Source organism: Actinotignum sp. usb-actsch-213 (assembly GCF_059085665.1).
The window spans coordinates 45,791-58,556 of sequence record NZ_JBHNSQ010000026.1 but is presented as its reverse complement, the minus strand read 5'-3'; the positions used below and the strand labels follow the sequence as shown (position 1 = coordinate 58,556).

Below are 12,766 nucleotides of genomic sequence, written 5' to 3'. Positions count from 1 at the left end.
GGCTGAATAAGCGGAAAACACCCGGAAAACACTTGGCAAACCACCCATAAACCCGGCCAAACAGACCCAAAAGCACTCGAAATCTCTAAACGAAGCCGACGAATAGACCCAAGCAGAGACTCCTTGATCGCATCCCGTTCACCTCAAGGCCGCCGCTAGGCCACCGCCACACTCTCGCGAACCGCCCGCGCCACCGCTTCGGCAGCCCGCTCGTCAAAGGCGGAAACGATGATGTAATCCGGATCAGCATCCTCCCCGACCAGATCGGCGAGGGCCTGCGCTGCGGCCAGCAGCATCGCGTCATTAACCTCTGTGGCATGAGCGTCGAGTAAACCGCGGAAGATCCCCGGGAAAGCCAGCACATTATTGATCTGGTTGGGGTAGTCCGAACGTCCAGTTGCCACCACAGCAGCGTGCTCCCGCGCAATTTCGGGGGCAATTTCAGGGGTGGGATTGGCCAGGGCGAAAACGATGGCGTTATCAGCCATGGTGTCCAGAGCTGCGCCGTCGAGAATATTCGGGCCGGAAACGCCAATAAAAACATCCGCACCCTGCAAGGCCGCACGCACATCGCCGTCGATCTGCCGGGGATTGGTACGGGCCGCAACCCAGGCGTGCCCCGGGTTGCTCTCACTGCGGAAGGGACCGAGCGTGCCAGCGCGGTCCACGGCAACGATATCCCGTACCCCGTATTCCAACAGCAAACGGATAATCGCGGTGCCGGCGGCGCCGATTCCGCATACGACTACGCGCGCGTCGGACGGCTGCTTCCCGACCACGCGCAGCGCTGTCATGAGGGCGGCCAGCACCACAACGGCGGTGCCGTGCTGATCGTCGTGGAAGACCGGGATATCAAGTTCCGCGCGCAGGCGTTTCTCGATCTCGAAACAGCGCGGGGCGGAAATATCTTCCAGATTGATACCGGCATACGCAGGTGCGATGGCTCGCACCGCGGCGATGATTTCCTCGGTATCGGTGGTGGCCAGAGGCACCGGCCAGGCGTCCACCCCGGCAAAACGCTTGAAAAGCGCAGCCTTGCCTTCCATCACGGGAAGAGACGCGAGCGGCCCGATATCCCCCAGACCGAGCACCGCGGTTCCATCTGTCACTACCGCCACGGTATTGGATTTCACCGTGTAGCGGCGGGCCAGTTCCGGCTCGGCGTGAATCGCTTCGCAAACTCGCGCCACCCCGGGCGTATACACCCGGGCCAAATCTTCCCGGTTCTCGATAGCAGCGGTCGCCCGGGTTTCTAATTTGCCACCTTCGTGGGCCGCAAAAATCTCGCATTGGGAGGGCGGTGGCACGAACTGCTGGGCCTCACCCGAAAGTGATGCCACGTCAGATTGTCGCTCCGTACCTGCTTGTGTTCGCGCCACCTGCTCCTCCTTCACCAGATATGCCCGCTTTCGTCCCGTTGACTGCAGCGGTTTTATTCGGCCGCGGCACGCTCCATAATGAGAGCGCGCACGGCACCGGCATCGGCCTTACCGTGAGTTGCCTTCATCACGGCACCGATAATTGCACCGGCGGCCTGCACTTTTCCACCGCGGATTTTTTCAACGACGTCAGGATTGGCAGCCAGGGCTTCATCCACGGCCTTCTCCAGGGCCCCGCTATCGGACACAATCTCCAGATTGCGCGCGGCAACAACCTCCTCCGGACTACCTTCCCCGGCGAGGACTCCCGCGAGCGCTTGGCGCCCCAGTTTGTCATTGAGACGTCCGCTCTGGATGAGGCCGTCCAGCTCGGCAACCGCCTCCGGAGTAATGGGGGCATCCTCGAGTTCGACGTCGTTATCCTTGGCGTAGCGGGCGATATCACCCATCCACCACTTGCGGGCTCCGGCGGGCGTTGCCCCGGCCCGAACGGTGGCATCTACCAGATCCACCGCGCCGGCGTTGATGAGGTCACGCAATTCCTCCGGGGAAAGCTCCCATTCCTCGGTGATACGGGCGCGCTTCGCGGCTGGCAATTCGGGCAGCCCCGCACGCACCTCCTCCACGTAGTCGGGAGTGCAGATCACCGGGACAAGATCCGGTTCGGGGAAGTAACGGTAGTCATCCGCGTCGGACTTCACGCGCCCGGCGATGGTGCCCTGGATTTCTTCCTTGTAATGGCGCGTTTCCTGAAGAATCGTACCTCCGGCGGCCAAAATCGCCGCCTGGCGGGAGATCTCGTAGCGAATGGTGTTTTCGATGCCGCGGAAGGAGTTGACATTCTTCGTTTCGGTTCGGGTACCGAAAGGCGCATCCGGGCTTTCCCGCAGGGACACATTGACGTCCGCGCGGATATTTCCGCGCTCCATCCGCCCCTCGGAAATCCCAAGCGCGCGCACCAGTTCGCGGATCCCGCGCACGTAGGCACCGGCGATCTCCGGGGCGTTCTTCCCCACCCCGGTAGCCGGGTCGGAAACGATCTCAATAAGCGGCACCCCGGAACGGTTGTAATCCACCAGGGAGTAGCGCGCCCCCTGGAGGCGCCCATCCGCCCCACCCACGTGGGTATTCTTCCCGGCGTCTTCTTCCAGATGCGCGTGTTCGATGGGGAAACGGTAGGGCGTGCCGTCGGCCAGCTCAATATCCAGGTAGCCGCCCAGGATAATCGGCTGGGCGTTCTGGGTGATCTGGTAGGCCTTGGGCAAATCCGGGTAGAAGTAGTTCTTGCGTTCAAAACGCGAGAGCTCGTTAATGCGGGAGTTGAGGGCCAGGCCCAGCTTCACCGCGTATTCCACCGCTGCCTCATTAACCACCGGGAGCGAACCGGGAAGCCCGAGGGAAACCGGCTGCACATCGGTATTGGGTTCGGCACCGAAAGCCACCGGTGCGGCGTCGAAAATCTTGGTCTTTGTGGACAGTTCGACGTGCACTTCCAACCCGATCACCGGATCGAAACGCGCGACGGCGTCCTCGTAATTCATGAGTTCATCCATGCTTTATTCCTCCCAATCCCGCGCGGGGCAGGCAGCGGGGACGTTGTGTCCAAGCGCGGCGTCGATGGCCGCGGCCACCCGGTACATGAGGGCATCGGCCCGGGCCGGGCTGAGAATCTGCAAGCCCACCGGCAGCCCTTCCGAGAGTCCGGCCGGCAACGAAATACCCGGGATTCCAGCCAGGTTGGCAGGAATGGTGGCGATGTCGTTGAGGTACATAGCCAGCGGGTCGTTTGTTTTTGAGCCAAAGGGGAACGCCACCGTGGGCGAGGTGGGCGAAACGATCACGTGGCACCGGGAGAAAGCCTGCTCCAGATCACGCTGGACCAGGGTACGGACCCGCAGCGCCGCGCCGTAGAAAGCATCGAAGTTTCCGGCAGAGAGCACGTGGGTTCCCAAAATAATGCGCCGCTTGACTTCCTCGCCGAAACCGACCGCGCGGGTAGCCCGCATCACGGTTTCCGCGGTGACCGGCCCTTCTTCGGGTTCGACCCGCAGGCCGTAACGCATCCCGTCAAAACGGGCCAGGTTGGAGGAAACTTCGGCGGGCATAATGAGGTAGTAGGCGGCCAGCGAATAGTGGAAACTGGGGCAGGAGAGCTCCACTGTTTCCGCGCCGAGTTCGCGCATGCGCCCCACCGCGTTTTCGAAAGCCTCAAGCACGCCCGGCGCGTAGCCTTCCCCGTGCATTTCTTCCACAAGGCCCACCTTGAGACCCGCGAGCGGCCGCTCCGGATCGCTTCCGGCACCTTCCCAACTCCCGGCTTCGCCGTGGCAGGCCGCAACGAGGCCAGAAGGAGTTTCGGGAAGCGAGGTGGAATCGTGGGGATCGTGCCCGCTGAGCAATTCCTGGAGCAGCGCGGCATCTTCCACGGTGCGGGTCACCGGCCCGATCTGGTCCAGCGAGGATGCCATGGCGATCAAACCGAAGCGAGAAACCGCGCCGTAGGTGGGCTTGGCACCCACTGTTCCGGTGACTGCGGCAGGCTGGCGGATCGACCCGCCGGTATCAGAACCGAGGGCGAGCGGCACCATAAAAGCACCGACGGCCGCGGCACTACCGCCACCCGAACCGCCCGGAATCCGGTCCAGATCCCAGGGGTTGCGCGAAGGCCCGAAAGCGGAATGCTCCGTGGAAGAGCCCATCGCGAATTCGTCCATATTGGTCTTGCCCACGATGGGGAGCCGGGCTTCTTTAATTTTTACGACGACGCTCGCATCGTACGGCGGGCGCCACCCCTCCAAGATCTTCGACGCCGCGGTGGTGGGAATCCCGCGGGTGCAAATATTGTCCTTCACCGCGATAGGAATACCGGCCAGCGGGTGGAGCTCCTGGCCTTCCGCGCGGGCGGCATCCACCCCGCGGGCAACCTCCAGGGCACCTTCACGATCCACGTGGAGGAAAGCGTTGACCTTGGGATTGAGCGCCTCAATGCGATCCAGGCAGGCGGTGGTGAGCTCCACGGAGGTGATCTCCCCCGCGCGCAGCAGCGCGGAGAGTTCCACGGCGGATTTGAGCAACAAGCTATTCATTTATTCCTCCCCCATAATGCGCGGGACGAGGAATTTACCTTCTTCGGCGGCCGGAGCCGCGGCGAGGACTTCCTCACGATCAAGGGTTTCCCCCGGAACATCGGGGCGTTTGACATTGGCCAGCGGAAGCGGATTGTATGTAAAGGGAATATCCGGCGTAACAACTTCGGATACCGCCTTCACTGCATCCTCGATGACGGAAAGTTCACCGGCCATTTTTTCGGCCTCGGTATCCGTCAGGGCGATGCGGGACAGGTCCGCTAGGCGCGCTACCTCTTCCTTAGAAAATGACGACATGGCTCAAGTCTACGCGGTTGCACCGCGCGATGGCGCACCGTCTACAATTGGCGCTATGACTGAGTGGACTTCGCGCCGGGTGCTGCGCACGGCGGGTGTGCTCGCGGCCGCGGCGCCGCTGGCCGCCGCGGGCGCCGTCGTCGTTGTGGATGAAATGCGCAAACGCCGCACCCCACCGGTCAATTCGTATCCGCACCTACCCCCGCAAGCGGTGCAGGTCGGGCGCGACCACGCAATCTTGTATACCGGCGCCGCGGACGTGTACCGCGCTATGCTCGCCGATATTAATAATGCACGGGATCATATTTATTTCGAGTGGTTTATTGTCAAAGCGGATCATGTGGGACACCGTTTCCGCGATGCGCTTATCGCTGCGGCCCACCGCGGGGTGCAGGTGCATGTACTGCTGGATACCTGGGGGAATCTCAACCAGCCGCCTTCCTTCCGGCACCCGCCACGCATCGCGAACCTGCACTGGATGAATTTCCCGCTGGTGCGCACCGGTATTCTTACCGGGCGTTCGCGTGATAAGGGGCGTGATCACCGCAAGATCCTAACCGTGGACGGGCGCGTTGGCTACGTGGGTGGCTACAATATCGGCGGCCTGTACGTAACGGAATGGCGCGATACTCACCTGCGCGTGGAGGGCCCCTCGGTATGGGAACTGGACGTGGCTTTTGTGGATATGTGGAATGCGTACCGCAAACGCGATCATCCCACCTTGCGCCGTGCTCTCACCCACCATTGGGATTCACGCATGCGGGCGGTCACGAATTCCCCGGCGCATAATACTTATCCTATTTCTTCGCTGTATTTGGATGCGTTGGCACGCTCCTCGCAGCGGGCTTGGATCACCATGGGGTATTTCATTCCGGATGCGCCCATGCTTGATGCGCTGACCGATGCGGCCGAACGCGGGGTGGACGTGCGGATTCTCATCCCGCAGTACTCCAATCATATTTACACGGACTGGGTGGGGCGGCCGCATTACGAGCGGCTACTGCGCGCCGGGGTGCGCATTTTCCTCTACCAGGACGCCATGATTCACGCGAAAACCATGACGATGGATTCCACCTGGTCCACCGTGGGAACCGCAAATATTGACCGGCTGTCCCTGCGGGGGAATTTCGAAATTAATATGTCGATTCACGATGCCGGTTTCGCGGCTGTCATGGAGAAGATTTTCGAATTTGACCTGCGTAATACCCACGAACTCACCTTGGAGGAATGGGGTCAGCGCGGCGCGCTGGCACGGGTGACAGAAAAAATCATGGCTCCGCTGGCACCGCTGCTGTAGTCGCGTTGCGGTCCGTGCTGCTGTAGCCGCGCACGGTCGCAAGGGGCACGACGCCGCAGCGCCGTCCCGTCGCGCCGCCGCTGCACGGCGCTCGGTTTTTGCGTTGTGCGGTTTTATGCGGGCAGCTGGCCGGTGCGCAACAGCTCGGTGAATTCCGCTTCGCTCAGGCGTGGAATGCCCAGTTCTTCAGCCTTAGCGGCTTTCGACCCGGCGTTCTCCCCCACCACCACCGCGGTAGTTTTCTTGGAAACCGAGCCTGCGGCCTTCCCGCCGTGCGCGAGGATTACTTCTTTCACCGAATCGCGGGTATAGCCCTCCAGGGAGCCGGTGGCCACAATCGTCATGCCAGCCAGGGTTTGGGGAACTTGCTCAGCGTCCGCGGCGCTATCGGCGAAAACCACCCCGGCCGCTTCCCATTGCTCAATAATCTCCAGGTGCCAGGGCACCTCGAACCATTCTTTAAAGGAGCGGGCAATAATCTCCCCCACCCCGTCCACCGCGGAGAGTTCCTCCACGGAAGCCTCGCGCAGCTGCGAAAGAGCCGGGAAAGCGGCCGCGAGCGCACGGGCCGCGGTGGGCCCGACGTGCCGGATGGAGAGGGCCACAAGTTTGCGCCACAGTTCTTTCCCGCGGGCCTTCTCCAGCTCGGTGAGCATGGTGAGGAGGGCTTTGCCGGGTTCGCTTTCTTTGGTGATGACGCGCTGGCCGGCGCTGCTTCCCCAGGTGGGTTTGGTCCAGGCGGCGCGCACATAGCGGTAATCACCGGTGGGTTGGCCGGCGCTGCGGATTTCTTTCCATACCCAGGTATTTGCCACATCCGCGGCCTGCACCGCGAATAGTCCGGCCTCGCTGTGGAGCACCGGTTCTTGGGGTTCGGGAACGCCCAAGCTGCGGGCTACCGCGGGTGGAATAATCACTTCGGAGTTAAGGATTGCGCCGTCGTCGTCCACGATTTCGAGTTCGCGTGCCGCCTCGCGCGCGAGGCGCAGGGTTTTTTTGCGCCCGTCCGGGCCTTCGATTTCGAGGCGGTGGCCGCTGGCGAGCGCGATAAGTGCTTCGCGGCGCCGGGCGTCCGGGTTGGTAAGCCACAGCGCGGTTTCTTCGCCGAGAGCCTCCACGTCCAGCGCTCCGCGCGAACCGATATGAACCACGCGTTCGGCCAGTTGTGCGGGGCAGGATTGCGCATTGGGACAGCGCATATCCACATCGCCTTCCTGGGCGGGGGCGAGAGTGGCCCCGCAGGAGGGGCAGGCGCGGGGCATCACCCATTCGCGTTCGGTGCCGTCGCGTTCCATAAGGACGGGGCCGACCACTTCGGGGATGACATCCCCGGCTTTGCGCACGATAACGACGTCGCCAATGCGTACGCCTTTGCGAGCCACTTCTTCGCGGTTGTGGAGGGTTGCCTGGGTAACAACCGAGCCATCCACGAGTACGGGTTCCATAATGGCGTAGGGGGTGGCGCGCCCGGTACGTCCCACATTGACCTGGATATCCAGGAGGGTGGTTTCCACTTCTTCGGGCGGGTATTTATAGGCGATGGCCCATCGTGGGACCCGGGAGGTGTAGCCGAGCCCTGCCTGGCTCGCCCGGTCATTAACTTTGAGGACGGCACCGTCAATCCCGTGGATGAGATCGTAGCGGTGGGTGGCCAGGTCCGCCACGAAAGCCTCAATATCATCCCAGGTTGAGACAAGTTTGGTGTAGGGAGAAATGGGCAGGCCCCAGCGCGCGAATGCTTCGTATACGCCAGCCTGGGTGGACAGTGCTTCCGCCAGGGAGGCCGGCACGCCCGCGAGCGCCCCGATGCCGTGGGCAATGAAGGAGAGCGGGCGGGAGGCGGTGACGGCCGGGTCTTTTTGGCGCAAGGAGCCGGCCGCGGCGTTACGCGGGTTTGCGAATTCGCGGCAGGAGCGGATGATGCGATTAGCTTCGCGCACCGCTGCGATATCCCCGGTTTGTTCCGCGGCAGCCCGCTCACGTTCGGCTGCGGCGCGGCGCTCACGCTGATCGGCGTTGAACTGGGCGAACTCTGCGAGCGGGAAGAAAACTTCCCCGCGTACTTCCATAACGTCCGGAATATTGTTGCCCTGCAAGCGCTGCGGAATGGCGGCGATGGTGGCGATATTGCGGGTGACATCTTCCCCGGTCACGCCGTCCCCGCGAGTGGCGGCTACCGTGAGCGCGCCGTTGTTATAGCGCAGGTTGATGGCGAGGCCGTCGATTTTCGCTTCCGCGGTGACGGCGGTGCCAGACTCCCCGGACGTTCCCGGGAGCGCGGCGTACCAGACACGCAGATCCTCGAGGGAAAAGACGTCCTGGAGGGAGTAGAGGCGTTCGCGGTGCCGCACCGGCGCGAAGGGCTGAGCATCGGGCAGGGGCACGGCGCTGAGCGAAGGCCCGGCACCGAGCTCCGGTCCGGCACCCTGCTCCGGTTCCACGCCTTCATCCGCCAGGGCATCCGCTGCGAGCGTGGCTGCGCCGTCGTTCTTAACAGGTGCCCCGACGGCGCGGCTGGGGGAATCCGGTGCCGCGAGCTCCGGGTAGCGCTCTTCCAGATCGCGCAGCTCGTGAATGAGGCGGTCGTAGTGGTCATCCGTCATGAGCGGATCGGCCCCGGAATGGTAGGCGATCTGCGCGCGGGTCAGCGTGGGGGCAATCTCATTCCAGCGGCGGCGGGCCTCGTCAATGCTCATGCCCCTATTGTCCCTCACCGCCCGGTTACCTCAAACCCCAGGGTACGGCGGGCCGCACCTATAGTTGTTTAAGCCTGGAATAACAAGAGAGGATCTCGAAAAGCCCAGGCCTTGAAATATCACACCGGCAGGCTCTTTACCGCGGCGCTGCTCTTTGCCAAGATATATGGGTCTCATATGCAGCTATCCCGCAGGAGCGGGAATACCCCGCGAGTGGCGGGGAAAAGGAGGATTCATGGATTGGCGTTCGCGTGCCGCGTGCCTGACGGAAGACCCGGAGCTTTTCTTCCCGATTGGTAGTTCGGCCTCGGCCCTGGCCCAAACGGATCGGGCCAAGCGGGTATGCCAGGAATGTACCGTCCGTGAAGACTGCCTCAGCTACGCTCTCGAACACAACCAGGATTCGGGCGTATGGGGTGGCACCTCCGAAGATGAACGCCGCCGGCTGCGCCGCCGCACCGCCCGCGCGCGGCGAGTACGCGAACTTGCCTCCTAAGGCGAACCGGCCCAAACCCTACCAGCCCACGCGCAAAGCGCGTGGGCTGCGTCGTCGTACTTAGCGCTCTGCGTCCTCGTACTTAATTCTTAGGCGCGCCGGGAGCGGAAACTATTTTTCATCCGTGGGCGGCAGCCCGGCCGTCACATTAATCGTGAGGGTAACGGTGGTGCCACCGCCGTCCCGCGCCTCCCATTTAATGGTGCCGTGCAATTCGCCTTCCACCATGGTGCGCACAATCCGAGTGCCCAGGCCCTGCTTGACGCCGGTGGTGGGCACGCCCACGCCGTCGTCACTCACCTGCACCGTGAGAACATCGCCCTCACGGTCCGCGCTCACCACAATATGCCCGCCGTGCGGCAGACCGTGCTCCACCGCATTGGAGACCAGTTCGTTGAGAACAACTGCCAGGCGGGTAGCGGTATTCGCGTCCACCATCCCGAATTCGCCGCGCACCTCGGAAGAAACACGCACATCCGTGGAGGCGATATCGGTAGCCATGGTGATAAGCGGGGTGAGGACCTCGGAAAAGTCCACGATTTCGTCCACGGTTTGGGAGAGGATTTGGTGGACGAGGGCAATGGTTTCCACGCGGCGCTGCGCCTCGGAGAGCACCTCGATTACCTTTTTATCGTCCGCGCGGCGCGCCTGCATCCGCAGCAGCGCGGATACGGTCTGCAAATTATTTTTGACGCGATGGTTAATTTCGCGGATCGTGGTGTCTTTGCTGACCAGCTCCAATTCGCGCCGGCGCAACTCGCTAATATCACGCGAAAGCACCACCGCGCCCACGTGCTTGCCGTCCTTCCACAGCGGCACCGCCCGCAGGGAGAGTACCGCCCCGCGCAATTCGAGTTCCGTCATCCACGGGGCGCGCCCGAGCAGCACCACCGGCAGCGCATCATCCAACCGAGTTTCCGCGTCAATACTCGAGGTGATTTGCTCGGCAAGTAGCTGGCCTTCGAAGGTGGAACGAATCCCGAGCCGGTGCAGATTAGAGACCGCGTTCGGGCTATTGAAAATCACAGCGCCATCGGCGTCGATATGGGTGAAACCGTCCGTGACGCGCGGGGCGCCGTGGCGGAAACCGCTCGGGGTGCCCTCCATCGGGAAAAGCCCCTGGGTGACCATATCAAGGAGCTGCTCTTCAATTTCCTCATAGGAGGAATGGCGCAGCACCGTTTCTTTGCGTGAACGCTGGGAGTAGACCAGGGCGAGAACCGCGAAAGGATCCTCACCCGCCCGGCGCACCGGATAACCTTCGTAACGCAGGCCGTGAATATAGACCGTGCCGCGCTGCCCGGTAGCAATAATCTCCCGGAACTTCTCCGAATCGGCCGGATCGAAAGTCATATTGACCACGTCATTATCCAGCGCGGTGGCATTGGTGGCCGGGCGGCAGGCCGCCGCGATAATGAAGCGTTCATCCTGGAGCGGGGTGACCAGCACGAGGTCCGCGAAGGAAAAATCGGAGAGTAACTGCCAGTCCCCCACCAGCTGATGCAACCATTCGCGTTGCGAAGCGGAGAGCGTTTGGGACCGTTCCAAGATATGACCGAGAGATGGCATACCCCTAAGAGTAGTCGCTCGCGCGAGTACACTAGTAGTTCCGCGTTAGTTATATTCACGGCAGTGCGAGGGCCGGGCTGCGCCGGCGGTGGAGGCCGGGTGGAGCGGCGCCGCGCTGCGCCGTCGTTCTATCCACGAAGGGAAACCCGCATGGCCGCACGTACCCGCGCCACCGCGCACCACACCGCGCTGGCGCGCAGCCTCACCTCCCCGCAAATCGCCATGATTGCGCTGTCCGGGGCGCTGGGCACGGGGCTGTTCCTCGGGGCGGGGGCCACGATTTCGCTGGCGGGACCGGCCACGATTATTTCTTACGCGCTGGCCGGGCTGCTGGCGCTCTCGGTGGTGTGGGCGCTGGCGGAAATGGTCAGCGCGCATCCCGTTCCCGGTGGGCACGGCACTATCGCGGGGGCTTATCTGGGGAACCTGGGCGCTTTTGTGACCCGCTGGAATCTGGCGGTCACCTATATTGTGGCGGTGGGCGCGGAGGTGACGGCCGGCGCGAAATACCTCCAGCACTGGCTGCCCCAGCTCAATAGTGCGGTGGGGACGGTGGCCTGTTCCCTCTTTATTGTGGGGCTCAATATGGCCACGGTGCGGCTGTACGGCACCGCGGAATACTGGTTCTCCATGATTAAAGTGGCGGCCATTTCGGTCTTTATTCTGCTCGGTCTCATTATTATTTTCGTGGGGCTGCCCGCGAGTGAGCCGGTGGGGCTGGTCAATCTCACCGAGCACGGCGGGTTTATGCCGCTGGGCGCCGGCTCGGTTTTCATTGCCGCGTGCATGGCGGTTTTTTCTTTCGGTGGGATCGAAACGGTCTCGGTAACGGCCGCAGAATCAGGGAACCCCCGATACGATATTCCGCGCGCGGCCCACACCATGATTTGGCGGCTGCTGCTCTTCTACGTGGGGGCGATTGCGGTGGTGGTAGCGATGCAGCCGTGGACCGTGACCGCCGAGCCACTCCACGATATTTCCCAATCGCCGTTCGTGCACGCGCTGGATGCCGCGGAGATTCCGGCGGCCGGGCATATTATGAACGCGGTGCTGCTGGTGGCGGCGTTGAGCGCGGCGAACGGGTGCCTCTACACTTCCTCGCGTATGATTCACGCGCTGGCAGCCGACCGCATGGCCCCCGCTTTTGCGGCGCGCACCACGCCGAAGGGCACCCCGCGCGGTGCGGTCACTTTGGCGATGGTGGGAATGGTGGTCGCCTGTATTTTGGCGCTCACCTCCCCGCAGGCCGGCTTCTCGTATTTGTACGGCTGCGCCACGGTCGGGACCCTTCTCACCTGGGCTTTAGTAATGGCCACTCATATTGCTTTTCGACGACGCCGCAAGCAGCTGGGACTCGAGCTCCCTCCGGCTCGCCTCTGGGGTGCCCCGGTGACAAACCTGGCCGTCATAGCCGGCTGCCTGGCTATTTTCGTGGCGCTCTTCTGGCTCATGCCGGTAGCCTGGTATGCCGGGCTACCCTATCTGGGTATCCTTCTTCTTATCTATGTTTTTCTGGATCGGGTGCGCGGGCTGCCCGCGCCGCGGGACCTGGCCGGGGAGGAAGCGGCGGGCGGTGCGAATGCGGCACGGGGAGCCGTGGCGGTGAGTGACACGAGAGCGACCCGGGGAACCGCAACTGCGCATAATGCCGCGGCCGGGAGCGAAGGAGCTACGACGAATGGAGTCAGCGAAAACTAAACGTTGGATGTGGGCCGGGGCGAGCTCGATTGCTGCCGGCCTCGTCCCCCTTCTTCTCACCATGGTTTTCCAGCGCGGCTGGTGGGTTCCTTGGGCACTCCTGCTGGTGATTGGCTGCGTTGAAATTGCGTACGGGTTGTTGGTGTGCAGGCGTGCTGAGATTCGTGCCAGCGTTGATACCGAAATAAAGATGTAGATATTGGGTGTTGCGATGAAAGCTACCACGTCACTCAGATTGGTGTGGCATA

10 protein-coding genes are annotated in these 12,766 nt (G+C 62.7%); 4 read left to right on the top strand and 6 right to left on the bottom strand.

The window, feature by feature from the left end; all coding sequences use genetic code 11:
* Positions 1 to 155: 155 nt before the first annotated feature.
* The 4 genes from AC5RK6_RS02015 to gatC form a co-directional block, all read right to left on the bottom strand.
* Positions 156 to 1,340 carry an NAD(P)-dependent malic enzyme gene (locus AC5RK6_RS02015; RefSeq protein WP_320757975.1) on the bottom strand — a complete coding sequence of 395 codons (1,185 nt, stop codon included), beginning with the start codon at positions 1,338 to 1,340 and terminating at the stop codon, positions 156 to 158.
* A gap of 92 nt (positions 1,341 to 1,432) precedes the next feature.
* Complete coding sequence (gene gatB / locus AC5RK6_RS02010) at positions 1,433 to 2,932, bottom strand: Asp-tRNA(Asn)/Glu-tRNA(Gln) amidotransferase subunit GatB (protein ID WP_320757949.1); 1,500 nt, start codon at positions 2,930 to 2,932, stop codon at positions 1,433 to 1,435.
* A gap of 3 nt (positions 2,933 to 2,935) precedes the next feature.
* Positions 2,936 to 4,465 carry an Asp-tRNA(Asn)/Glu-tRNA(Gln) amidotransferase subunit GatA gene (gatA, locus tag AC5RK6_RS02005; protein WP_320757950.1) on the bottom strand — a complete coding sequence of 510 codons (1,530 nt, stop codon included), beginning with the start codon at positions 4,463 to 4,465 and terminating at the stop codon, positions 2,936 to 2,938.
* Positions 4,466 to 4,762 (bottom strand): Asp-tRNA(Asn)/Glu-tRNA(Gln) amidotransferase subunit GatC, encoded by a 297-nt coding sequence (gatC, locus tag AC5RK6_RS02000; RefSeq protein ID WP_284891379.1) that lies wholly within the window; start codon positions 4,760 to 4,762, stop codon positions 4,466 to 4,468. It abuts the gene before it with no gap.
* 55 nt (positions 4,763 to 4,817) lie between these two features.
* Between gatC and AC5RK6_RS01995 the strand changes: the two genes are divergently transcribed.
* Entirely contained in the window at positions 4,818 to 6,059 is a 1,242-nt protein-coding gene (locus AC5RK6_RS01995) for a phospholipase D-like domain-containing protein (RefSeq protein ID WP_320757951.1), read from the top strand.
* Positions 6,060 to 6,172: 113 nt separating this feature from the next.
* Here the strand turns inward: AC5RK6_RS01995 and ligA are convergent, their stop codons facing one another.
* A complete protein-coding gene (gene ligA / locus AC5RK6_RS01990) occupies positions 6,173 to 8,755 on the bottom strand; it encodes an NAD-dependent DNA ligase LigA (protein ID WP_435730831.1) in 2,583 nt (860 codons plus the stop codon).
* Positions 8,756 to 8,990: 235 nt separating this feature from the next.
* Between ligA and AC5RK6_RS01985 the strand changes: the two genes are divergently transcribed.
* Positions 8,991 to 9,251: a WhiB family transcriptional regulator gene (locus AC5RK6_RS01985; RefSeq protein ID WP_274733911.1), complete on the top strand. Its 261-nt coding sequence runs from the start codon at positions 8,991 to 8,993 to the stop codon at positions 9,249 to 9,251.
* A 111-nt stretch (positions 9,252 to 9,362) separates the two neighbouring features.
* Here the strand turns inward: AC5RK6_RS01985 and AC5RK6_RS01980 are convergent, their stop codons facing one another.
* The gene (locus AC5RK6_RS01980) at positions 9,363 to 10,820 is read right to left on the bottom strand and encodes a sensor histidine kinase (protein ID WP_274733909.1); all 1,458 of its coding nucleotides are present in this window, start codon (positions 10,818 to 10,820) and stop codon (positions 9,363 to 9,365) included.
* Between the two features lie 150 nt (positions 10,821 to 10,970).
* Here AC5RK6_RS01980 and AC5RK6_RS01975 point away from each other — a divergent pair, with 150 nt between their 5' ends.
* Positions 10,971 to 12,518, top strand: a complete 1,548-nt coding sequence (locus AC5RK6_RS01975; RefSeq protein WP_435706300.1) for an amino acid permease — start codon at positions 10,971 to 10,973, stop codon at positions 12,516 to 12,518.
* On the top strand, positions 12,499 to 12,714 hold the full coding sequence (locus AC5RK6_RS01970; RefSeq protein ID WP_320757954.1) for a hypothetical protein: 216 nt from the start codon (positions 12,499 to 12,501) through the stop codon (positions 12,712 to 12,714). The genes AC5RK6_RS01975 and AC5RK6_RS01970 overlap by 20 nt, the downstream gene beginning before the upstream one ends.
* The last annotated feature ends 52 nt before the right edge of the window (positions 12,715 to 12,766 follow it).

Excerpts from the sequence above, each read along its gene's own strand:
- AC5RK6_RS01980 (WP_274733909.1), bottom strand. The coding sequence starts at position 10,820 with ATGCCATCTCTCGGTCATATCTTGGAACGGTCCCAAACGCTCTCCGCT.
- gatC (WP_284891379.1), bottom strand. The coding sequence starts at position 4,762 with ATGTCGTCATTTTCTAAGGAAGAGGTAGCGCGCCTAGCGGACCTGTCC.
- gatB (WP_320757949.1), bottom strand. The coding sequence starts at position 2,932 with ATGGATGAACTCATGAATTACGAGGACGCCGTCGCGCGTTTCGATCCG.
- AC5RK6_RS01985 (WP_274733911.1), top strand. The coding sequence starts at position 8,991 with ATGGATTGGCGTTCGCGTGCCGCGTGCCTGACGGAAGACCCGGAGCTT.
- AC5RK6_RS01995 (WP_320757951.1), top strand. The coding sequence starts at position 4,818 with ATGACTGAGTGGACTTCGCGCCGGGTGCTGCGCACGGCGGGTGTGCTC.
- AC5RK6_RS01970 (WP_320757954.1), top strand. The coding sequence starts at position 12,499 with ATGGAGTCAGCGAAAACTAAACGTTGGATGTGGGCCGGGGCGAGCTCG.
- ligA (WP_435730831.1), bottom strand. The coding sequence starts at position 8,755 with ATGAGCATTGACGAGGCCCGCCGCCGCTGGAATGAGATTGCCCCCACG.
- gatA (WP_320757950.1), bottom strand. The coding sequence starts at position 4,465 with ATGAATAGCTTGTTGCTCAAATCCGCCGTGGAACTCTCCGCGCTGCTG.
- AC5RK6_RS01975 (WP_435706300.1), top strand. The coding sequence starts at position 10,971 with ATGGCCGCACGTACCCGCGCCACCGCGCACCACACCGCGCTGGCGCGC.